The 19,739-nt window shown below is 67.3% G+C and carries 22 protein-coding genes; 12 read left to right on the forward strand and 10 right to left on the reverse strand.

Annotated elements, in window-relative coordinates; translation table 11 throughout:
• Positions 1-3 precede the first annotated feature (3 nt).
• On the reverse strand, positions 4-591 hold the full coding sequence (locus tag KK141_RS18315; protein WP_214572554.1) for a GrpB family protein: 588 nt from the start codon (positions 589-591) through the stop codon (positions 4-6).
• A 92-nt stretch (positions 592-683) separates the two neighbouring features.
• Here KK141_RS18315 and KK141_RS18320 point away from each other — a divergent pair, with 92 nt between their 5' ends.
• The 5 genes from KK141_RS18320 (at position 684) to KK141_RS18340 (ending at position 4,898) form a co-directional block, all read left to right on the forward strand.
• The gene (locus tag KK141_RS18320) at positions 684-1,292 is read left to right on the forward strand and encodes a PadR family transcriptional regulator (protein ID WP_214572555.1); all 609 of its coding nucleotides are present in this window, start codon (positions 684-686) and stop codon (positions 1,290-1,292) included.
• Positions 1,293-1,297: 5 nt separating this feature from the next.
• Entirely contained in the window at positions 1,298-1,801 is a 504-nt protein-coding gene (locus tag KK141_RS18325; RefSeq protein WP_214572556.1) for a hypothetical protein, read from the forward strand.
• Entirely contained in the window at positions 1,791-2,417 is a 627-nt protein-coding gene (locus tag KK141_RS18330) for a DNA-3-methyladenine glycosylase (RefSeq protein WP_345777616.1), read from the forward strand. The genes KK141_RS18325 and KK141_RS18330 overlap by 11 nt, the downstream gene beginning before the upstream one ends.
• 372 nt (positions 2,418-2,789) lie before the next feature.
• On the forward strand, positions 2,790-3,635 hold the full coding sequence (locus KK141_RS18335) for a hypothetical protein (RefSeq protein ID WP_214572558.1): 846 nt from the start codon (positions 2,790-2,792) through the stop codon (positions 3,633-3,635).
• 6 nt (positions 3,636-3,641) lie between these two features.
• Positions 3,642-4,898 carry a DUF4785 domain-containing protein gene (locus tag KK141_RS18340; RefSeq protein WP_250901857.1) on the forward strand — a complete coding sequence of 419 codons (1,257 nt, stop codon included), beginning with the start codon at positions 3,642-3,644 and terminating at the stop codon, positions 4,896-4,898.
• Positions 4,899-5,033: 135 nt separating this feature from the next.
• Here the strand turns inward: KK141_RS18340 and KK141_RS18345 are convergent, their stop codons facing one another.
• From KK141_RS18345 to KK141_RS18365, 5 genes are all read right to left on the reverse strand, one after another.
• Positions 5,034-6,461 (reverse strand): XVIPCD domain-containing protein, encoded by a 1,428-nt coding sequence (locus tag KK141_RS18345; RefSeq protein WP_214572559.1) that lies wholly within the window; start codon positions 6,459-6,461, stop codon positions 5,034-5,036.
• A gap of 10 nt (positions 6,462-6,471) precedes the next feature.
• Positions 6,472-7,098: a hypothetical protein gene (locus tag KK141_RS18350; RefSeq protein ID WP_214572560.1), complete on the reverse strand. Its 627-nt coding sequence runs from the start codon at positions 7,096-7,098 to the stop codon at positions 6,472-6,474.
• A gap of 283 nt (positions 7,099-7,381) precedes the next feature.
• Positions 7,382-10,324, reverse strand: a complete 2,943-nt coding sequence (locus KK141_RS18355) for a GGDEF domain-containing phosphodiesterase (protein ID WP_214572561.1) — start codon at positions 10,322-10,324, stop codon at positions 7,382-7,384.
• 211 nt (positions 10,325-10,535) lie between these two features.
• Positions 10,536-11,069: an AAA family ATPase gene (locus KK141_RS23000; RefSeq protein WP_250901858.1), complete on the reverse strand. Its 534-nt coding sequence runs from the start codon at positions 11,067-11,069 to the stop codon at positions 10,536-10,538.
• Complete coding sequence (locus tag KK141_RS18365; protein WP_214572562.1) at positions 11,069-11,698, reverse strand: TetR/AcrR family transcriptional regulator; 630 nt, start codon at positions 11,696-11,698, stop codon at positions 11,069-11,071. Before KK141_RS18365 ends, KK141_RS23000 begins: the two co-directional genes overlap by 1 nt.
• Positions 11,699-11,841: 143 nt before the next feature.
• Between KK141_RS18365 and KK141_RS18370 the strand changes: the two genes are divergently transcribed.
• The 4 genes from KK141_RS18370 to KK141_RS18385 all read left to right on the forward strand — a co-directional run bounded on the left by KK141_RS18370 (position 11,842) and on the right by KK141_RS18385 (position 14,641).
• On the forward strand, positions 11,842-12,357 hold the full coding sequence (locus tag KK141_RS18370; protein WP_214572563.1) for a hypothetical protein: 516 nt from the start codon (positions 11,842-11,844) through the stop codon (positions 12,355-12,357).
• Positions 12,358-12,471: 114 nt separating this feature from the next.
• On the forward strand, positions 12,472-13,074 hold the full coding sequence (locus tag KK141_RS18375) for a GNAT family protein (protein ID WP_250901859.1): 603 nt from the start codon (positions 12,472-12,474) through the stop codon (positions 13,072-13,074).
• A gap of 88 nt (positions 13,075-13,162) precedes the next feature.
• On the forward strand, positions 13,163-13,528 hold the full coding sequence (locus KK141_RS18380) for a DoxX family membrane protein (protein ID WP_214572564.1): 366 nt from the start codon (positions 13,163-13,165) through the stop codon (positions 13,526-13,528).
• Positions 13,529-13,672: 144 nt separating this feature from the next.
• Positions 13,673-14,641, forward strand: coding sequence for an omptin family outer membrane protease (locus KK141_RS18385; protein WP_214572565.1), 969 nt, complete (start codon positions 13,673-13,675; stop codon positions 14,639-14,641).
• A gap of 65 nt (positions 14,642-14,706) precedes the next feature.
• On the opposite strand, the gene KK141_RS18390 is transcribed toward KK141_RS18385, so the two are convergent.
• From KK141_RS18390 to KK141_RS18405, 4 genes are all read right to left on the reverse strand, one after another.
• The gene (locus KK141_RS18390; protein WP_214572566.1) at positions 14,707-15,510 is read right to left on the reverse strand and encodes an SDR family oxidoreductase; all 804 of its coding nucleotides are present in this window, start codon (positions 15,508-15,510) and stop codon (positions 14,707-14,709) included.
• Positions 15,511-15,629: 119 nt separating this feature from the next.
• Entirely contained in the window at positions 15,630-16,946 is a 1,317-nt protein-coding gene (locus KK141_RS18395) for an ATP-binding protein (RefSeq protein WP_214572567.1), read from the reverse strand.
• The gene (locus KK141_RS18400; protein ID WP_214572568.1) at positions 16,943-17,683 is read right to left on the reverse strand and encodes a response regulator; all 741 of its coding nucleotides are present in this window, start codon (positions 17,681-17,683) and stop codon (positions 16,943-16,945) included. The genes KK141_RS18395 and KK141_RS18400 overlap by 4 nt, the downstream gene beginning before the upstream one ends.
• A gap of 26 nt (positions 17,684-17,709) precedes the next feature.
• Positions 17,710-18,249: a thioredoxin family protein gene (locus tag KK141_RS18405; RefSeq protein ID WP_214572569.1), complete on the reverse strand. Its 540-nt coding sequence runs from the start codon at positions 18,247-18,249 to the stop codon at positions 17,710-17,712.
• Between the two features lie 304 nt (positions 18,250-18,553).
• Here KK141_RS18405 and KK141_RS18410 point away from each other — a divergent pair, with 304 nt between their 5' ends.
• The 3 genes from KK141_RS18410 to KK141_RS18420 are packed head-to-tail and all read left to right on the forward strand — an operon-like array spanning position 18,554 to position 19,724.
• Positions 18,554-18,967: an organic hydroperoxide resistance protein gene (locus KK141_RS18410; protein ID WP_214572570.1), complete on the forward strand. Its 414-nt coding sequence runs from the start codon at positions 18,554-18,556 to the stop codon at positions 18,965-18,967.
• Between the two features lie 35 nt (positions 18,968-19,002).
• The gene (locus KK141_RS23005; protein WP_250901860.1) at positions 19,003-19,296 is read left to right on the forward strand and encodes a DUF2282 domain-containing protein; all 294 of its coding nucleotides are present in this window, start codon (positions 19,003-19,005) and stop codon (positions 19,294-19,296) included.
• Positions 19,293-19,724 carry a DoxX family protein gene (locus KK141_RS18420; protein WP_214572571.1) on the forward strand — a complete coding sequence of 144 codons (432 nt, stop codon included), beginning with the start codon at positions 19,293-19,295 and terminating at the stop codon, positions 19,722-19,724. Before KK141_RS23005 ends, KK141_RS18420 begins: the two co-directional genes overlap by 4 nt.
• Positions 19,725-19,739 lie beyond the last annotated feature (15 nt).

The raw sequence follows: 19,739 nt of genomic DNA on the forward strand, positions 1-19,739 counted from the left end.
GCGTCAGACGCCTGAGTTGGCGCGGCGGACCTTGCGCAGATCGTCGGCGCGGCACCCTGCGTCGCTCAGCACGGTGAGCAGGAAATCCGTCTTGCCCATGCTGTAGCGGAATGGCTCGTAGGGGTATTGCTGCGCGAGCCACAGTTTCAGCTCGCCATAGGCTTGCGCGGCGCTCGGATGGGCACGCAGGTAGTCGCGCACTTTCAGATGGTTTTCCAGCGCCACGCAGCCGCGCACGCAGGCGTACAGGTGATGCGGCGGCGAACCCGGCGGCGGTTCGAACGCCTCGCGGTCTTCGATGCCCAGATCGCCGACATGCAAATAGCCGATCCCGGCCAACCGCTCGATCGCAGCCGCCATGTCGGCGCGGGACGGCACGACCACGTCGATATCGATGATCGGCTTGGCCGCCAGCCCCGGCACTGAGGTGCTGCCGACATGCTCGATGGCGATGGCGGCGTCCCCGACGGCGGCCTGGATACCGGCCCGCAAGCGCTCGAACTGCAGCGGCCAGGCGGGATCGTAGGCCTCGACCAGCACGCGCCGGCGCAGCAGATCGGGGACATCGGATACGGGCGGATTCGGCGTCATGGGCCGGCACTATAGGCCAAATAGTTGATGCTGACTAGTTGATCTCAACCATCAGGCCACCGACACTGCCCAAGGCAGCGACAGGAGGCCCGGTGAGCAGTCGAAAAGTGTCCAATCCGCTGGCCCTGGCTGTGATGGCCTGGCTGCTGACCGGTCCGATGCACCCTTACGAGCTGGGCAAGCGGCTCAAGGACACCGGCAAGGACCGCAACATCAAATACAACCGCGGCTCGCTCTACATGGTGGTGGAGCAGTTGCTCAAGGCCGGCTACATCGTCGAGCACGAAACCCTGCGCGATACCTCGCGGCCCGAGCGGACGGTCTACGCACTGACCACCCTGGGCCGGCACGAGCTCTACGCATGGATGCGCGAGTGGACCGCCACGCCCCAGCACGAATACCCGCAGTTCGGCGTGGCGCTGTCGCTGCTGAGCGTGATGGAACCCAGCGAAGCCGTGGCGCTGCTGCTGCAGCGGCAACGCGCCATGCAGGCGCAGATCGAAACCATCGAGTCGATGCTCGACCAGGCCAGGCGCGACAACGTGCCGTGGATCTTCCTGATCGAAGAGGACTACCGGATTGCCCTGCTGCGAGCCGAGTACGGCTATGTCAGCGAACTGGCCGAGTCGCTCAATCGCGCCGACTATCTCGAAACCTGGCAAACCTGGAAGGCCTCGCTGGGCCTGGGCCAGGACCCGTAGCGCGCATGAACCCGCCGAAATATTCGCTGCCGGAAATCGAACGGCGCTGGCTGGTGGAACCCGCGCGCCTGCCCGAGCTCACCCACCTGCCCTGCCGCCACATCGAAGACTGCTACATCGAGCAAAGCCTGCTGCGCCTGCGCCGCATCGAGGCGCCGGATGGCGAGGTGGCCTACAAGCTGTGCAAGAAATACGGCCGCGGCGATGCGCTGGCCAATCCGATCACCAACCTCTACCTGTCGCCGGAAGAATATCTGGCGCTCCGCGCCCTGCCCGGCCTGCGCGTGCATAAGCAACGCTACGCCGTGGAAGGCGGCGCCATCGACATCTATCCTTCGTCGCCCGCGCTGGCGATCTTCGAAATCGATTTCGACAACGAACAGGCGGCGGCGGACTATGTTCCTCCGCATTTCGCCGGCAGGGAGATCACCGACGACAGCACGTATTCGGGCGCGGCGCTAGCAGCGCGCTTCGCTGCGCACGCCAGGGACCATGCACGTGGCTCGTAAAAAAACCTCGATCCACTGGCCCGGCACAACGCTGCCGCGCGCATTCTTCGACCGCCCTTCGGTCACCGTAGCGCCGCTGCTGCTCAACAAGATCTTCGCCGCCTCCGATGGCCGCGCCGGCCGCATCGTCGAAGTGGAAGCCTACGCCGGCGCCGTCGACCCCGCGGCACACACCTATCGCGGCAAGACCCCGCGCAACGCGACCATGTTCGGTCCACCCGGGCATCTGTATGTGTACTTCACCTACGGCATGCACTGGTGCGCCAACTGCGTGTGCGGCCCGGAAGGTGCCGGCGGCGCCGTGCTGATCCGCGCGCTGGAACCGCTGCACGGCCTGGCTCAGATGCGCGCGGCGCGTCCGCGCAACGCGCTCGATCGCGACCTGTGCCGCGGCCCCGCGCGCCTCACGCAAGCACTGGGCATCGACGGCAAGCAGGATGGCATCGACCTGGTGAGCGCCACGGACGGCTATACCGTTGTCGACGACGGCGTCGCGCCCCCGGCCGACATCGTGGGTGGCCCGCGCATCGGCATCAGCGTGGCGAAAGATTTCCCGTGGCGCTGGTATGTGCCAGGCAACCGCTGCGTCTCCGGCACCGCCGCGCAGCGCGCCTGAAAACCTTCGCGAAGCTGGCAGCGTTTCGTTCGAAACGTTCGAAACGTCAACGCCGCCAGCTCACAGCTTCCTCACGCCGTGCGCGCAAAAGCCGCGCCGCGCACGCATGACACCTTGCTGCAACGAAGATAGCCGCACCGCTTCACAGAATCCGCGGCGATCGGCCCGCTAGATTCCCCGCGCTCAGCCCTACGTCCGCATGGAAGCCGGCACCAGGCATCGCCGCCATCGCTCTCCATGCGCGCCCGGCTCGCAGGCGCGCCGTTCCCGACGACACCGCTCGTCCCGCACGGACGCCATACCCGCGCATGGCTGCACGCCATGCGCCCACTCAAGGAGGGAACTGACGTGCGACGTTCGATCGGAACTTTGATGGGAATCCTGCTGCTCGGCCTGGCCTGCGCCACGGCCCATGCAGCCACCGGCGTAGCCCTGGTGCACGGCACCGGCAAGCAGACCGACGCGGCGAACGACTATTGGCAGTCGGCCATGGTCGAAGGCGTGCGCAACGGGCTCACCGACAAGCAGAACCTGCTCGTCGTCAATTGCGACTTCGAACAGTACATGTGGGACAACCGCGCCGCCGGCTGCCTGGCGCAACAGCTCACCGACTTCATCAACAGCCGCAATATCGACCGCCTGATCGTGATCACGCATTCCAACGGCGGCAACGTGATGCGCTGGATCCTGTCCAATCCCACCTACGACGCGCGCTATCCGAACATCATCCGCCGCATCGTGCGGGTGAATGCGATCGCGCCGTCCAGCGCCGGCACGCCGCTGGCCGACGCCGTGATCAACGGTAACGTGTTCGAGTCGGCGCTGGGCTGGCTGCTCGGCTACCAGAACGACGCAGTGCGCATGCAGCAGGTGAGCTGGATGGCCACCTACAACCAGCAGAACCTGCTGGGCACCGCGGGTCGCCCGTCGTTGCCAGTAGCTTTCCGCGCCGTGGTCGGCACCGACGTCACCTCGGCGGTCTGGGACGGCGACAGCTACTGCGGCGGCTATGCGCAGAGCGTGGGCCTGGAAATCACGCAGAACTGGCTGGACAGCTGTTCGGACGGCTTCATCAACTGCAGCAGTTCCTCGGCCGCCGGCAGCGTGTGGTTCCGCGATACGCAGCGCACCAGCGGAGGCGCGGTGCTGAACCACAACCAGAGCCGCCGCGCCTGCTTCGGCCTGGAATCCATCCTCGCCAACGACACCAAGGGATAAGCCGCCATGCGCATTCGACCGTTGATGCTGGCGCTGCTCGCCGGCGCCCTGCCCCTGTCCGCCTTCGCCGCCACGCAGAACCTGCTGCCCGCGCAGGCCGGCGACCTGGTTCCCACCCTGGTGCATGCCCGCATGGCCAGCCCCGCCGCCGCGGTATCGAGCCGGCTCGCGCCGGCCGCGCCGCAGGTGCATGAAGAGCGGCAGCCGATCCAGGTGAGCTGGGCACTGAACGCCACCGAATCGCTGCAGGCCACGCCGCAAGCGGTGCGCCGCGAAAGCCGCGAATACTGGCGCGAGGTGAGCGACACCGAACTGCAGCGCGGCGTCGATCTTTCCACCACCGCGCCCGGCGCGATCATCCGCGTCAGCCCCGGCCAGGGCGGCACGCGCCTGCAGCCGGCCGACCTGCGCCTGCAGGTGGGCGGCAAGCGCTTCGATGGCAACGCGGCCACGCGCCACGTCGCCGATACCGCGCAGTTGCAGGCCGCCGGCATGGAAGCCACCGATGCTTCGATGGCGCTGCAGCTGCGCACGGAACTCGGCGCCGGCCGCACCACGCTGCAGGCGCCGAAGGCACACGGCCGCTACGTCGTCTATGTCTACGAGCCGCAGAGTCCGCTGGTGGTGGAGGCGCAGGCCAACCGTCCCGAGCTGCTGCTCGGCGGCAACCTGCAGGTGGCGCTGAACCTGCGCGACGGCACACAGCAACGCGCGCTGGGCGCAGCCACCGGCGTGCTGCGTTCGCCCGACGGCGAGACCACGCCACTGAGCTTCCAGCGCCAGGCCGACGGCAGCTTCGTCGCCACGGCCAGCCCCGCGAAGCAGGCAGCGATACCCGGCCTGTGGGAAGTGCAGAGCACCGTGACCGGCACCGATGCCAACGGCCGCGAGGTGCGCCGCAACGTCAACACCGCGATCGCGGTAGCGGTGCCCGATGCCCGCTTCATCGGCAACGCCGAACCGCAGCGCGCCAGCGATGGCGGCGTGGATATCGCGCTCGGCGTAGATGTCCGCAGCGGAAGCCGCTATGCGGTATCCGGCGTGCTGTACGCACGCGGTGCGAATGGCCAGCAGGTTCCGGTGGCGTATGCGCAATCGGCGGCGTGGCTGGAAGCGGGCAGCGGCGAACTGCGCCTGCATTTCGATCCGGCCAGCCTGCACGGCGTGGCCCCGCCGTACGAACTGCGCGACCTGCGCCTGCAGGACCAGCCGGCGATGGGCCTGGTTGAACGGCGCGCCAGCGCCTTGCGTTTCTCGCTGTAATTGCACAAGGCCGGGAATGGCTCGTCCATTCCCGGCCTTGGCGTAGCCGGAAAAAAAGAGGTGCCGGCAAGCGGCACCTCGATAAGTCTGCTGTCCTGCCAGCGCGCAAAACGCGTCGGCACTACCTCAAGCTGTTCAGCGCGCCTGGGCCTGCTGCCCCTGCTGCTGGTTCTGCTGGCTCTGCTGCTGATGCTGGCCCTGCTGTTCCGGCTGCGCGGCGCGGTGCTGCTGCCACTGCTGGCTGCTCTGCGCGACCGAGGTATTGACCGCCTGCGCCGTGCCCACCTCGGTGATCTGCTTGGTGGGCGAATGCAGGTCGCCCTGCACGCCGAAGGCCTTGCTCTTGTCCTCGCTCAGCACGACGTGGTTGATCTCGTTGAGACCGTCGCGGCGCGCCTGCACCGCCACCGCCGCGGCGAGGTTGTTGCTGCTGACGTCGGGCTGGCGGCCAACCTGGGCATCCAGGCGGTGCACGGCGTCCAGGGTCTGGCGATACAGGCCGTTGTCGGGATGCGCCGGCTGGTCCAGCCGCGTGACGCCGGCTTCGCCGGGTGCGGGCGCGATCGGCGTGTAGGTATGGCTGGCCGCGGTATGGCGGAACTGCGCGTTCACCGCCGTGCCCGTGCTCTTGTCCACATACGGCACCGGTGCGGCGGTGGCGCTGCCCAGGTTGATGCCGTTCTGCGCCACGATGCTCGGGCTCAGGTGCAGGTTGGCCATGTCGATGCGGATGTCATGGCCCGGCTGGCCCGGCTGCGGCGGATTGTAGTGGCGCTCGAAGCGGATCGCGTCGCTGATGGCGTTGGCGGCGTAGTAGTTGGCGTAGGTCGAGTTGCCGTTGTGGCCCAGCGTGCTGACGCGGTCGAAATAATTCTGGCCCATGCCTTCGAGGTTCTTCGCCGAGGTGGGCATGTGCATGTTCGCGTCCACCTCGAGATTGGGCTTCAGCGAATAGGTGGGCGGCACGTGGCTGTTGTCCACGTTGATGAAGTCGTTCATGCGGAACGGACGCTGGTTGTAGATGTCCTGCAGCGTCGGCGCCGGGCGATGGTGGTCGGTGGCGTCTTTCTGCGCGGCGGTGACGATGGCGTTCCAGCCGGAGATCTCCGCGCCCGCCTCGTCGCGTCGGCTGGCGGCGATCAGGTTGCCGATCGGCGCGGTGTAGTCGTGCTCCTGCCCGGGCGACTGCGCCACCGCGGTGAGCTCCTGGCCGAACTTGGCGGTGGCCTGCGCCTTGTCCGCGGCATTGAAGCCGTGCTGCAGCTCGTGGCCCAGCACGAAGGTGGCTTCGCCCTTGTCGTAGGCGCCGCTCGCCGGATTGTCCAGCATGGTCAGCGGCAGGCGCATTTCCTTGTCCGGCGCGCTGTACTCGCCGCCGGCATGCGGATTGTTGAGCGCCACGATGCGCTGCAGATGCCCCTGCGCCACCGCGTCGTTGACTTCCTGGGTGAGCGCCGGCGAGGCGTTGATGGTGTTCTGCAGATTCTGCAGCTGGGTCGCGGTGACGCCGGGCTGGTGGCCGAACGCGTCGACTACCGCCTGTGCTTGTGGGGTCAATGCCATGTCGGTCTCCTTACCGTACCTGCACCATCTTCACGCAGATGGGACCGGTGGGCTCGCCGTTGTCGGCGTGCGCCACCTCCGGATACACCTCGACCCGCATCCCGGGCCGCTCGAAGGCATCGTAGGTCCAGCGATTGTGTTCGCCGTGCGCGGAGTGGCGCGCGAAGCCCATCGATTCCAGCTCCGCGGTGAAGCGGGCGAAATCCGGATCGCAGATGTCTTCCAGCGCCGCCTGCGTGCCTGGCAGCGGATTGAAGTTGAGATCCACGCGTCCGGCGCCGCTCACTTCCTGGCGCATGATGCTGAAGGCCCAGTTGCCCGGCAGGCGCTGGCCGTAGCCGAACTGCTGCGGGTCGACCTTCTTGACCTCGACGCCGAACGCGCCCTGCATCGATTCGGGGGTGATATCCGCCACGCTCTTGCTGGCGCGGATCAGTTCGAGCGTCCGCTGCAGGGCCTGGCTCGCGCTCAGGCCCGACGAGGAGCCGGTAGCTGCCGTGGTCATCGCATGTTTCTCCTTGACGTGATCTTGTGGCTGGCCGGACGCGGCCAGGAGCGGGCTGGCGCCCAGCATACCGATGGCGGCGAACAGCATGAACCGGCCCGCGGCCGGTGTGCGCGAAGCTGCATGTTGCATGCGAGATCCTTGTCCGCTTCGTGTCTGTGGCACATCCAATCCCTTGTGCTGCCCCGTGCTTCGTCGTGGTCGCCTGCGTGGCCGCGGCGCGCCTGTCCCTGACGTTCGATGAATCAGTTTGCCAACCCGAATGTGCGCGTCAGGTTAAGGCGCCGCGCCGGCGAAAACTGCGGACCAGCGCACTATTGCTTCCCAGCCGCGAGGCCGGGGGAAAGTACTCGCGGCCCCGATGGCCTTCAAGTAGACCGAATGGCCAGGGGCGCAAGCACCGCCTGGCACCCGCTTATTCCTCCCTCGCCCTGGCCGGCGTCCACTGCGCCAGGAAATCCGCGAGCCGTTCGGGCCGGCCCAGGTAGAAACCCTGCGCGCCATCGCAGCCATGCCGGTAAAGCCATTGGTATTGCGCGGGCCGCTCGATGCCTTCGGCGATCACGCGGATCCCTAAGCTCTTGCCCAGCGCGATGATGGCGTCGCAGATCGTCGCCGAGCGCGCGTCGCTGTCGACACTGCGGATAAAGGCCTGGTCGATCTTCAGCATGTCGATCGGCAGGTCGCGCAGATAGGAAAGGCTGGAAAAGCCCGTGCCGAAATCGTCCAGCGCCACCGCCACGCCATCGGCGCGCAGCTGCCGCATCACCTCGATGGCCTTGTCGCGATGCTCGATCAGGCAGCTCTCGGTGAGTTCGATATGGATGGCGTGGTCGGCCAGCTCGTAGGCCGCGCGCACCGCGCGCAGGTTGGCGACCAGATCGCTGCCGCGCAGCTCCGCCGGCGAGATGTTCACGCCGATCGGCAGGTCGTCGAAACCGGCCTCCTTCAATTGCAGGCTGGCCTTGGCCACCTGGTTCAGCACCCAGCGTCCCAGCGGCACGATCAGGCCGGACTCCTCGCACACCGGAATGAAGGTGGATGGCGGTATCAGCGAGCCATCGGCCTGCGGCCAGCGCATCAGCGCCTCCAGGCCGACCAGGCGCTGGTCGGGAAAATCGGTGATGGGCTGGAAATACATCTCGAACTCGTGGCGCCGCACGGCCCGCCGCAGGTTCGCCGAGAACTGCATGCGCTCCTTCGACTGCTGCGCCAGTGCCGGCTCGAAGTAATGCACCGAGCGGTGGCTGCGCACATGCGCATGTGCGGCCAGCGCGGCGCGTGCGAACAGCACGTCGCCCTGGGCGCCATCCTTGGGGTAGCTGGCGACGCCGAGCACGATCTCCATCTGGTGCTGGGTTTCCTCGAAATACAGCGGATCCGCGGCGCACTGCACGACCGCCTGCAGCGCGGCCTCGCTCATGCTCTCGCGCGGCGCCACCCAGGCGAAGGCCTCGTCGTTCACCGCCGCCAGGAAGCCGTCGCCTCCTACCCGCTGTACCAGGCGCGCGGTCATCGCGCGCAGCACGCCGGCGGCAACGTTGATGCCGAAGGTATCGGCCACCGCATCCATGCCGAGCAATTGAACGTAGGTGACGCCGAACTCCCGGCCTTCGCCGACCAGTGCATCCAGCTTCGCCAGCAAGGCATGCTGGTTGGGCAGTTTCGTCACCGGGTCGTGCGAGGCGCGATACGCCAGTTCGCGTTCGCCCGCCAGCTGCTGGCCGACATCCTCGGCCAGCACCAGCCGCGCGGGAACGCCGTTGAACACGATGTCGGCGGCGTGGATGCGCGCCTCGATCGCCTGGCCCTGCTTGGTGCGATGCGTCCACACCTTCGGCACGCCGCGCGCATCGCTGGAAGCCAGATGGGCCATCAGGCCGGCCGTCTCGCCAGGATCGCGCAGATCGAAAATGCTCATCGCGAGAAACTCCTCGCGCGTATAGCCATAGGCCTGCTCCGCCGCGGCGTTCACCTCCAGGATGCGCAGCGATTCGGCGTCGAACACCCAGAACGGCAGCGGGTTGCGGTCGAACAGCGAATGGAAGCGCTGCTCGCTCTCCGCCTGGCGCCGATGCGCTTCCGCCTGTTCGGTGACGTCGACGATGGTGCCGGTCATGAACTGCGCGCCGTCCGGACCGACCACCACCTTGCCGCCCGCCGAGAGGCAACGCTCCCCTCCATCGGCCTTGCGGATGCGGAATTCGGCGCGCAGGTTGTCCTGGTTTCTCCAGGCGGCGCCGACCTGGGCGATCAGCGGCGCACGATCTTGCGGATGCACCATGGACAGGAACTCCCGCACGCTGGCCGCATTGCGCCCGCCGGGCAGGCCGAAGATCTCACCCTCTTCGTCGGTGCAGGCCAGCCGGCCCTGCTGGAACGTCCAGATCGCCGTGCGTCCCACGCGCTGTGCGGTGTGCAGCTCCTGCGTCTTGGCCTGCAGATGTTCGATGTAGTAGCGCTGCACTTTCCCCGCGCGGTAGATCACACCGAGCAGGCTGGCGAAGGCGAACAGATAGAACAGATAGAACGCGGTGGCCGCGATCACCTGGCGGCGCCATGGCGCCAGCGCCTTCCGGTAGCTGATGCCGGCGACGACCTTGAACGGATACGGCTCGATCGCCGTGGTAGCCCGCAACGGCAGCGGCCCCTGCCAGCCGAACAGATGGCGCACCCACCATGGCGCAACCAAGGCGTTGGCATCCACGGCGGCGGCCCTGGCATCGCCGCCCTGCACGATCGCGCGGCCCTGGGCATCTTCGAGCGCGAAGAAGATGTCGTTCGCATGCGGCACGTTCACCACCGCATGCTCAAGCGCGGCGACCTGCATGTCCGCCACGATCCGCCGGTGCTCGTCGAACGGCGCCGCCACATACATCACTTCGCCGCCCGCCGTCTTCTCCACGGGCCCGAAGCATGGCGCGCCCACGGTGCGCAGCTCGCTCATGCCGCAGGAAGCCCACACGGTGCCGGTCGACACTTCCGGTACCGTGCCGGATACCGAAGCCGCCGCATCCACCACGTCGATATGCAGGATCTGCGGCTGCCGCCGCATGATCTCCGCCACCATGCCCTTGAGCAGCACGTCGCTCTGCTGCGGCGCCACGCTATGCAGCCGGCTCGATTCCTCGGCGATGAAGGTCAGCGAGTTGGCGCTGAAGCGCAGCGGCATGCGCATCGCCTGCGACACGTGCGCCGCCACTTCGTGCGTGCGATGGCTGCTCTCGCCCAGCTGGGCGCGCAGGTCCGAGCGCAGGCCGCTCATCAGCACGGCGAACAGCAGCACGGCCGTGAGGCTGCCGAACACGAAGATGCTCAACAGGGATGGCCCTTTCGGCGGACCGCTCGTCGTCGCCATGACCTGCCTGCTTCCTCCCCCTGACGCCGTATGCGCGGATCGGCCCGGTGGCCAGGGACCGCGGCGCGCATCCTGCGTGCACGCAAGCCCCATGGCATGGGGGCGACGATAACGCGAGCGCTGCGCTCAGGCCATAGGGCGGCGCTGCTCCGTGTGCTCGTGCAGCATCTTCCGTGACGCGACGCTCACCACAGGTGCGCAGCGCGTGGCGCTAGCGCTCCAGCTGCCATTGGCGATAGCAGGCTTCGATGTCCCGTGCGGATGGCAAGTGCAGCTTCGGCAGCCCGGTATCGCGGTAGATCGCCAGGTAGCGCTTGCGATTGCCCGGCGTCACCACGGCGATGTGATGGAGCATGTCCCACTTGATGCTGTCGCGCCCGCCGGCGATGGCGCCCACGCGCCCGGCTCCGGACAGCGTCCTTCTCACATAGCGAAGCAGGCTCAGCGATACCGGCACGTCGAGCAGGATCAGGCCGGTGGCGCGCTGCAGCCGTTGCGGCAGGCAGCGCGTGTAGTTGCCGTCGATCACCCAGCGTGCGGCGGCGATCGCCTCATCGTGCAGCGCCACGAATTCCTCGAACGGGCGCGGTTGCCAATCGGTATGCGGCCGATGGTAGAGCTGGTCCAGATGCACGGCCGGCAAGCCGCGCTTGCGCGCGATCGCATCGGCCAGCGTGGACTTGCCGCTGTTGGACGGGCCCATGATGCAGATGCGTTCGCCCAGTTCCGCCAGTTGCATCGGCATCAGCTCCTCGCCGCCGGATAGAGCCGCAGAAAATCCGCGGCGGCATGGCCGCCCCGCTGTTCGCATTCCTTCGCCTTCGGCGCCTCGCGCAGGCGCAGCAGCAGGCTGATCATCAGGTCGCCCCACAGCAGCGCAAGATAACGCGCACTCATCTCGTGGGGATCGCCGGCGGCCAGCAGGCCGGACGATTGCGCCTGGGCGACGAGGCCATGCACCGCGGTGCGGATCGAGGCACGGGCGGTGTCGAGCGTTGCGGCCACTTCCGGCGCGCGCTGCGCTTCGGTGATGGCAAGCCGGAAGACGGCCATGACGCCAGGCTGCGTCACCTCGCGCAGCACGGTGGCGCCGAGCGTGGCCAGCATGGCGGCAAGCTCCTCGCGATGGAGCGGTGACGGCAAGCCGGTCGGCAGCCGCATGCGCCCCGCGCGGTCGGCGATGCAGGCGGCAAGCATCGCCTGCTTGCTGCCGAACAGCGCATACAGCTCGCGCTTGGAGACCTGGGCGCGCGTGGCGATCTTCAAGGTGCTTGCCTCGTTGTAGCCCAGCTCCATGAAGCTCTCCATCGCGGCATGCAGGATCCGCTCGCGTGCCGGCGCTGGACCGGCTTCGACGCTGGCTGGCTTCTTCACGTAAAGATCCTTGCATTGGTACCGACCAGTACCGTAGCATGACTTTCACCGGTACCAATCGGTACCAGACGGAGCCGCAGCGCCTTCGGCGCCCCGCGGGGTTTCCGGCATAGACGCAAGCCACCACCCGATGGGGGTCCGACATGTTGCCTGCCGCTATCTTTCTTACGCAGATGATCCTGGGCTACGTCGCCTGGCTGCTCTGCTTCCGCGCTTATCTGTGGCCTTGGCTGCGCTCGATGGAGCGCATCGATGCGCTCCGCGCCATCGCCACCTTGCACAGTTTCCGCTTCTTCGGCCTGGTCTTCATCATGCCCGGCGTCATCGGTCCGCATCTGCCGCCGAGCTTCGCCGCCTTCGCGGCCTATGCGGACCTGGCCACCGGCGTACTGGCCTTGCTGGCCCTGATGACGGTGCGCGTACGCCCGCTGTTCTGGGCCTGCGTGCTCGCTTTCAACGCGGTCGGCATGGCCGACCTGCTGCTCGACTACTACCACGCCGTGCAGGCGGGTCTTCCCGCCATGGCGGGCGAGCTGCGCGCCGCGTATGCGATTCCGGTGATCTACGTGCCGCTGCTGATGATCACCCACGTCGCCGCGTTCTATCTGCTGCTGCGCGCACCGGCTCCGCAAGCCTCGATACGCACCGCTGCCGCCTGACGGGCCGCAAGCCGGCCGTCATCGAATCGCCATGGCGAAGGCCTTTGCTGTCCGCAGGCCGGTGAACCTGCGCGTGCATACTGCGTCGATCCCCTATCGACGCCCAGGTGTCCCTTGTCCGCTCCTTGGATTGCGCACCCGCTGAGCCTCGCCGGCCAGCGGGTCGAGCTTTGCCCCGTGGAAGAAGTCCATCTCGACGAGCTGTTCGAGGTCGGCCGCGATCGCGAGATCTGGCGGCTCACCTCGGTCGACTATTCGGATCCGCGGATCTTCTATCCGAACTTCGCCGCCGCCCTGCGCGAGCGCGAACTCGGCAAGACCTATCCCTTCCTGATCCGCCTGCGCGAGGACGGCCGCATCATCGGCACCACGCGCTTCCTGGAGATCCAGCCGCAGGACCGCAAGCTGGAGATCGGCGTCACCTGGATGGCAAGCGCGTTCTGGGGCAGCGGCATTAATCTGGAATGCAAGCTGCTGTTGCTGGCTTACTGCTTCGAAACCCTCGATGCCAACCGCGTGCAGTTCCGCGCCAAGGCCGACAATGCGCGTTCGCGGCGCGCGCTGGAAAAGATCGGCGCAATCTTCGAAGGCGTGATGCGCAAGGACAAGATCGAAGCCAGCGGCAAGCCGAGGGACACGGCGTTCTACAGCATCGTGAGCGAGGAATGGCCGGCGCTGAAGCTGCGGCTGGCCGCGCAGCTTGAAGGGATGAGATAGGGCTGAGCCGATTCAGCAAGATCGGGAACGCGCCGCGACCACGCCTTGCGCACACTTTGGATTCCATCGACGATCCAAGGCGTCCCGCATGCTTGCACCTCATTGGTTGGCCGGTCTCGGCTACGCCCTGCTTGGCCTTTATTACGCAGTGAATGGCGCCTTGCATTTCCGCCACTTCGCCGGACTGTCCAGCACGCTGTCCGCACGCCACATTCCCTGCGCCCGCGCCACGCTCGCCATCGGCTCGATCTTCCAGCTCGTCGCCGGCTCGATGCTCGCATTGCAGCTCCACCTTCGCCTCGCCGCGCTGGGGCTGGCCGCATTCACCGTGCTGGCCTCGCTGATGATGCTGGACTTCTGGCGCGCCGAAGGCGCCGCGCGCGAAGCGGCGATCCGCGCCTGGCAGGCGAATCTGGCGCTGACCGGCGCCCTGCTGGCGATCGCCGGCGGCTGAGCAGAAGGAAGCTGGCAGCGACCGATCTCCAGATATTTCCAGTCCACATGCCCGCTTTGAAAAAGCATGCTGGCGAGCGCTGTTCCGGCCCTGTCCCGCCGAGCGCGCATCGCCCCATGCAAAAAATCAAAGAGAGCTACTGCCATGCTTAAGAAGACCTCCCTGGCGCTGGGTATCGCCAGCCTGCTGGCCCTCGCGGGCGCGGCGCATGCGGCCGACCCGGCCGTGACGAATGCCGCACCGCTGGTGCATTCCTCCAAGTTCGAAGCCGGGCTGTTTACCGGTTATCTCGCGGGTACGGCGCGCGAGTACGTCTACGACGACGAGACCGGCGCCAAGAACAGCCAGCTCAACTGGCGCATCAAGAGCGCCGGCACGGTGGGTCTGGATCTGGCTTATCGCCCGCTGGACTGGCTGACCATTCGGGGCCGCGCCTGGACCGTCGTCGCCGACAACGGAAAAATGACCGATTACGACTGGGAGATGCGCGGTCTCGGCATCAACGATTGGACCAGCCGCTCCATCTCGTCCACGCGCATGAACCAGTCCTACGGTGCGGATCTCAGCGCCGCCTTTACCTTCTACCGCTATGGCGGCGTATCGCTGGACGCGCTGGCGGGCGTGCGCTATCAGACCATGCGGTTCGAAGCGAGCGGCGGCTCGGTCATCAATTCATCCGATACGACGGACCCCAGCACGTTCCACGACACCGTCGGCGAATTCGAAGGCAAGGTCATCACCTACAAGCAGACCTGGCGCAGCGGCTACCTGGGTGCGGCGGTGCGCTACGAATCGGGCAAGTTCGACTTCTACGGCCAGGCCGTCGTCAGTCCGTGGACCTTCGGCAAGGACCGCGACAACCACGTCCAGCGAGGCATGCTGACCACCGAACACGGCAAGCGCTCGACCATGTTCAGCATGGAACTTGGCGCCAACTATCACCTGACGCCTCGCTGGTCGCTGTACTCCTCGCTCAGCTATGAAAAGTACGCGCACACCAAAGCGGATACGCACATGTGGGGCGCCGAAGGAACGAGCTTCTCACCCACCGGATCGGCCGGCCTCGCCAGCCAGACCTGGGGCCTCCGCGTAGGTGCCAAGCTGGCTTTCTGACCTCAGCTTTCGTCGCCGGTGGCTCAATCCACCGGCGACGAAAGATTTCATCGTGGCCTGAAGCGTCACTCCACCGCACGCAGATAACGCACCGCCGGCTGCGCACGCGAGAGTTGCGGCAGCAGCTTTTCGCGAGCGCCTTCGTAGGCAGCCCAGTCGCCCAGTTCCGGCAGCGCTGGAATGGTGAACACCTCGCCCTGATCGAAGCCTGCGAGCGAGGCGTCGACCATCGCCTCGGCCGTCATCACGATGGCCGGCGGCAGTTCGCTCACGGGCTTGCCGGAGTCCGCCCAGAACTCCGTCGCCGTCGCACCCGGCAGCACCGCCTGCACGCGGATGCCTTGCGCGGCGAGTTCGTGTTGCAGCGAACGGGTGAACGCAAGCACGTAGGCCTTGGTGGCGCCGTACACGCCATTGAGCAGCTCAGGCGCAATGGCCACCACCGAAGCGATATTGATCACCGCGCCCTGCCCGCGCTCGACGAAACCCGGCACCGCCGCATAGGTGAGACGCGTAAGCGCGCCGATATTCAGCTCGATCATCTGCGTCATGCGCGCCACGTCCGATTCCAGCAGCGGCGACACCGCACCCATGCCTGCGTTGTTCACCAGCATCGAGATGCTGCGATCGGCGCGCAGCAGTTGCTCCACGCCAGCGACGCCGGCCGCATCGCCGAGATCGGCGGGGAACACCTGGATCGAACGGCCGGTTTCGTCGGTGAGGCGGCGGGCGAGTTCGTCCAGGCGCTGCCGGTTGCGCGCCACCAGGATCAGATCGTGGCCGCGGCGGGCCAGGCGGTCGGCGTAGATGGCGCCGATACCGGTGGAGGCACCGGTGATCAGGGCGGTGCCGTATGCGTGGGTGCTCATGTCGATGCTCCGCATGCGCCGGCGGGATGCCGGGCAGATGCGAACTTTGTATGCCTGGCGGGCCTCGACTTAAATGTCGAAAATGCCACCTTTTATGACATGCCGCACTCTGCGCCCATTCAAGGCAGGCTGACCGTCGCCACCAGTCCGCCGCCCTCGCGGTTGGCAAGTTTCAGCGCGCCGCCGATCGCCAACGCCAACTGCGCGGCAATCGCCAGGCCCAGGCCCGCGCCGCCGGTGTCGCGGTTGCGCGAAGCCTCCAGCCGGTAGAACGGCTGCAGCACCTGTTCGAGTTCGTCTTCCGGAATGCCCGGCCCGCGATCGGCCACCGCGATGCACAAAGCGCCGCCCGCATCGCGCCACGACGACACTTCGGCCGAGCCGCCGTACTTGATCGCGTTGTCGACCAGATTGCCCAGCACGCGCTGCAGCGCCTGCCGGCGCACCATCGCGGTGCCGCCGGCCACGCTCTCCAGCGTCACCGGCTTGCCGATGTCCTGGTAGTCGAACACCAGGCTTTCCAGGAAGGCATCCATGTCCAGTCGCACCGGCGTCTCCGCGCCGCCGTGCGCGCTGCGCGCATAGGCCACGCCTTCGCGCACCAGGTGTTCCATCGCCTTCAGGTCGCCCAGCAGCTTGTCGCGCTCCTCGCCATCGGCCAGCCCTTCGGCGCGCAGGCGCATGCGGGTGATCGGCGTCTGCAGGTCGTGCGAGATCGAGGCGAGGATGTGCAGGCGCTCCTTCAGATGCCGCGCGATGCGCTCCTGCATGGTGTTGAAGGCAACCGCGGCCTGCGCCACTTCGGTGGGGCCTTCCTCATGCAGGCGCGGACCGTCGGCGGTCGGCGTCATCGCCTCCGCCGCCTTGGCCAGCCGGCTGAGCGGACGCGTCGCCAGCCGCACCGCCAGCCACGCGCACAGCAGCACTGTCGCCACCTGCAGCACCAGCACCAGCGGCAGCCAGGGCTGGACCGGCTTGAGCGCGGGCGTCACTTCCAACGTCAGCGGCGTGCCATCGCCCAGGGTGAAGTGCACCTGGTAGCGCTCCGGTTCGGTGGAGATCGCCTCGGCATGCACGCGATACGCCGGCCCGACTTCGTTGGCGATGCGCTGCGACAACTCGCGCGAACGCTGCGAGATCAGCGGAAAACCCGCTTTGCCCGCGTCCAGCACGTAGTGATAGTTGTCGCGCTCCAGCCGCCCCAGCCAATCGGCGCGTTCCGCTGCCGGCAGGCGATTGAGCACGGCGACCGAGGTGGCCACGTCGTGCTCCACCGTATTGAGCATTACCGCGGTGGCGCTTTCGAAGCGCTCGTAGAACGCCAACGCCAGGGACAAGCCGGTCGCCAGCGCCAGCCCCGCGACGATGATCAGGTACAACCGCGACGCCATGCTGCGCGGCAGCCAGCGCGGCGTGCGTGCGGCCTGCGCGCTCATGCGCCCTCGCCCGGCACGGTCACCGGCATGCTGAATACATAGCCTTCGCTGCGCACCGTTTTGATGTAGGCCTGGTCCTTGGCATTGTCGGACAGCCGCGTGCGCAGGCGGCTGACCAGCAGGTCGATCGAGCGGTCGAACAGCTCCGCATCGCGCCCCTGGGTGAGGTTGAGCAGCTGGTCGCGCGACAGCACGCGCTGCGGATGGTCGAGGAACACGCGCAGCAGGCGGAACTCGGCGCCGCTCAGCGGCACGATGGTGCTGTGCTCGTCGAGCAGGTGGCGCGCGGTGGTGTCCAGCCGCCAGCGGCCGAACGCCAGCTCGCTGGCCGCTTCGGTCACGCGCAGGTTGGGCGGCAGCATGCGCGTGCGGCGGATCACCGCCTTGATGCGCGCCAGCAGTTCGCGTGGCGCGAAGGGCTTGGTCACGTAGTCGTCCGCGCCCATCTCCAGGCCGACGATGCGGTCGGTCTCGTCGTCGCGCGCGGTGAGCAGCACCACCGGCAGCGCGCGGTGCTTGCCGCCGCGCAGCGTGCGGCACAACACCAGGCCGTCGTCGCCCGGCATCATGATGTCCAGCACCACCAGGTCGAAGGCCGAGCCGTCGAGCTGGGCGAACATGTCGCGCCCGTCCACTGCTGCGTTGGCGCGCAGGCCGTTCTTGCGCAGGTAGTCCACCACGCCGTTGCGGATCTCGCGGTCGTCGTCCACGACCAGGATGTTGTCGATGTGGTCCATACCTTGTCCCGTTGTCACGCGCCCGATCAGGCCTTGCCGAGCAGCGTGCGCACGCGCTGCTCGATCTGCTCGTAGTTTCCCTCGCCGAAGTGGCTGTAGACCAGCTTTCCGTTGCGGTCGATCAGATACAGCGCCGGCCAGTAGCGGTTGCCATAGGCATTCCACAGCTTGTAGTCGTTGTCGGCCACCACCGGCCAGTCGATCTTGTACTGCGCGATGGCGGCCTTGAGCGCGGCGGGGTCACGCTCCTCGTCGTACTCCGGCGTGTGCACGCCGATCACCACCAGACCATCGCCGGCATAGCGGTCGTGCAGCTCGCGCGTATGCGGCAGCACGTGGATGCAGTTGATGCATTCGCGCGCCCAGAACTCCACCAGCACCACCTTGCCTTGCAGTCCCGCCAGCGTGAGCGGCGCGGAGTTGAACCAGGGGCCGGCGCCGGTCAGTTCCGGTGCGGGGCGCGCCTCGCGCTCCGGCGCCAAGGCGGCTGGCGTGGTGCCGGGCCAGACGGCCACGCAGGCGGCGGCCAGGAACAGCGCGGCGGCGGTGATTTTCAGATAACGCATGGGGATCTCCTCGTGATGGCGATGCAGCGCGCCTGCGCTGCCCAGGTGCGTATTGAAGCGCCGCGCCTTATCCCCTCCATGTCCGCCGAAGCGGCTTTTTGTATCCGAATGTACAAGCCGCCCGGGCCCACACTGGCGCCCGCGCCGCGGCTTTTGTACCGAAACGTATCCGCCACCGCCCGCTACACATTGCGTTGCCTTTGGGCACCTGCGGCGACACAAGCGGGATACGCCGCCGCGGTTTCCTATGTCCACCGGCCGCCGCCATTCCGGCGCGATGGCCAACCACCAGGAAACCATCCCCATGAACAGCAACGTTCTCTACACCGGCAAGACCACCACCACCGGCGGCCGCAACGGCCAGTCGCGCAGCGACGACGGCCGCCTCGACATCCAGCTGACCCCGCCGGGTGCGCCGGGCGCCGGCACCAATCCCGAGCAGCTGTTCGGCGCCGGCTGGTCCGCCTGCTTTATCGGCGCGATGGGCTTCGCCGCGCAGTCGATCGGCGTGCGCCTGCCGGCCGGCACCGAAGTGCAGGCCGAAGTGGACCTCGGCAATACGCCCGAGCGCGGCTACTTCCTGCAGGCGCGGCTCAACGTGAGCCTGCCGGGCCTCGATCGCGACACCGCCCAGGCCATCGTCGACGGCGCCCACCAGACCTGCCCGTACTCCAAGGCGACGCGCGGAAACATCGACGTCGCGATCAACCTGATCTGAGCCCTCACACCCACACCATCCCAAGGAGAACACCGATGCACCGCACGCACGCCAAGCTCGCCGCCACCCTCGCCCTCGGCCTCGCCTGTTTCGCCGCCTCGGCCCATGCCGACGAAGCGCAGAAGAAGCCGCCAGAGAAGAAAGCCATGGAGAAGTGCTACGGCGTTTCCCTCGCCGGCAAGAACGACTGCGCCGCCGGCGCCGGCGCCACCTGCGCCGGCACCTCCAAGGCCGACTACCAGGGCAATGCCTGGGTGCTGGTCGACAAGGGCACCTGCACCACCATCAAGACGCCCAAGGGCTACGGCACGCTGGAGCCCAAGCAATGAACACGGTGGCAACGACCACCTCGCGGTGGACCCGCGCGCTACCGGAGGCCGCGCTGCTGCTGATCGGGCGGCTGGCCATCGCCGCGGTGTTCTTCCAGTCCGGACGCACCAAGGTCGAAGGTTTCCTCACCATCAAGCAGTCGACCTACGACCTGTTCGTCGCCGAGTACGCCCTGCCGGTGATTCCGCCGGACTGGGCGGCCCGGCTCGCCACCGGCGCGGAGCATCTGTTTCCCGTGCTGCTGGTGGCCGGCCTGTTCACCCGCTGGTCGGCGCTGGCGCTGCTGGGCATGACCGCGGTGATCGAGATCTTCGTGTACCCGCTGGCCTGGCCCACCCATCTGACCTGGGCCGCCCTGCTGCTCCCGCTGATCGTCTACGGCGGCGGCGACTGGTCGCTCGACCGGCTGCTGCGGCGCCAACGCTGAAATCCCTTCTGCCAA

The organism is Dyella sp. LX-66 (genome assembly GCF_018599165.1).
Lineage (GTDB): Bacteria > Pseudomonadota > Gammaproteobacteria > Xanthomonadales > Rhodanobacteraceae > Dyella_D > Dyella_D marensis.

What these genes read in the sequence shown, in the direction of transcription:
- KK141_RS18340 (WP_250901857.1), top strand. Translation starts at nt 3,642, where the DNA reads ATGCGCATTCGACCGTTGATGCTGGCGCTGCTCGCCGGCGCCCTGCCC.
- KK141_RS18315 (WP_214572554.1), bottom strand. Translation starts at nt 591, where the DNA reads ATGACGCCGAATCCGCCCGTATCCGATGTCCCCGATCTGCTGCGCCGG.
- KK141_RS18410 (WP_214572570.1), top strand. Translation starts at nt 18,554, where the DNA reads ATGAACAGCAACGTTCTCTACACCGGCAAGACCACCACCACCGGCGGC.
- KK141_RS18395 (WP_214572567.1), bottom strand. Translation starts at nt 16,946, where the DNA reads ATGAGCGCGCAGGCCGCACGCACGCCGCGCTGGCTGCCGCGCAGCATG.
- KK141_RS18350 (WP_214572560.1), bottom strand. Translation starts at nt 7,098, where the DNA reads ATGCAACATGCAGCTTCGCGCACACCGGCCGCGGGCCGGTTCATGCTG.
- KK141_RS18385 (WP_214572565.1), top strand. Translation starts at nt 13,673, where the DNA reads ATGCTTAAGAAGACCTCCCTGGCGCTGGGTATCGCCAGCCTGCTGGCC.
- KK141_RS23005 (WP_250901860.1), top strand. Translation starts at nt 19,003, where the DNA reads ATGCACCGCACGCACGCCAAGCTCGCCGCCACCCTCGCCCTCGGCCTC.
- KK141_RS23000 (WP_250901858.1), bottom strand. Translation starts at nt 11,069, where the DNA reads ATGCCGATGCAACTGGCGGAACTGGGCGAACGCATCTGCATCATGGGC.
- KK141_RS18335 (WP_214572558.1), top strand. Translation starts at nt 2,790, where the DNA reads ATGGGAATCCTGCTGCTCGGCCTGGCCTGCGCCACGGCCCATGCAGCC.
- KK141_RS18345 (WP_214572559.1), bottom strand. Translation starts at nt 6,461, where the DNA reads ATGGCATTGACCCCACAAGCACAGGCGGTAGTCGACGCGTTCGGCCAC.
- KK141_RS18355 (WP_214572561.1), bottom strand. Translation starts at nt 10,324, where the DNA reads ATGGCGACGACGAGCGGTCCGCCGAAAGGGCCATCCCTGTTGAGCATC.
- KK141_RS18325 (WP_214572556.1), top strand. Translation starts at nt 1,298, where the DNA reads ATGAACCCGCCGAAATATTCGCTGCCGGAAATCGAACGGCGCTGGCTG.
- KK141_RS18420 (WP_214572571.1), top strand. Translation starts at nt 19,293, where the DNA reads ATGAACACGGTGGCAACGACCACCTCGCGGTGGACCCGCGCGCTACCG.
- KK141_RS18370 (WP_214572563.1), top strand. Translation starts at nt 11,842, where the DNA reads ATGTTGCCTGCCGCTATCTTTCTTACGCAGATGATCCTGGGCTACGTC.
- KK141_RS18400 (WP_214572568.1), bottom strand. Translation starts at nt 17,683, where the DNA reads ATGGACCACATCGACAACATCCTGGTCGTGGACGACGACCGCGAGATC.
- KK141_RS18405 (WP_214572569.1), bottom strand. Translation starts at nt 18,249, where the DNA reads ATGCGTTATCTGAAAATCACCGCCGCCGCGCTGTTCCTGGCCGCCGCC.
- KK141_RS18390 (WP_214572566.1), bottom strand. Translation starts at nt 15,510, where the DNA reads ATGAGCACCCACGCATACGGCACCGCCCTGATCACCGGTGCCTCCACC.
- KK141_RS18380 (WP_214572564.1), top strand. Translation starts at nt 13,163, where the DNA reads ATGCTTGCACCTCATTGGTTGGCCGGTCTCGGCTACGCCCTGCTTGGC.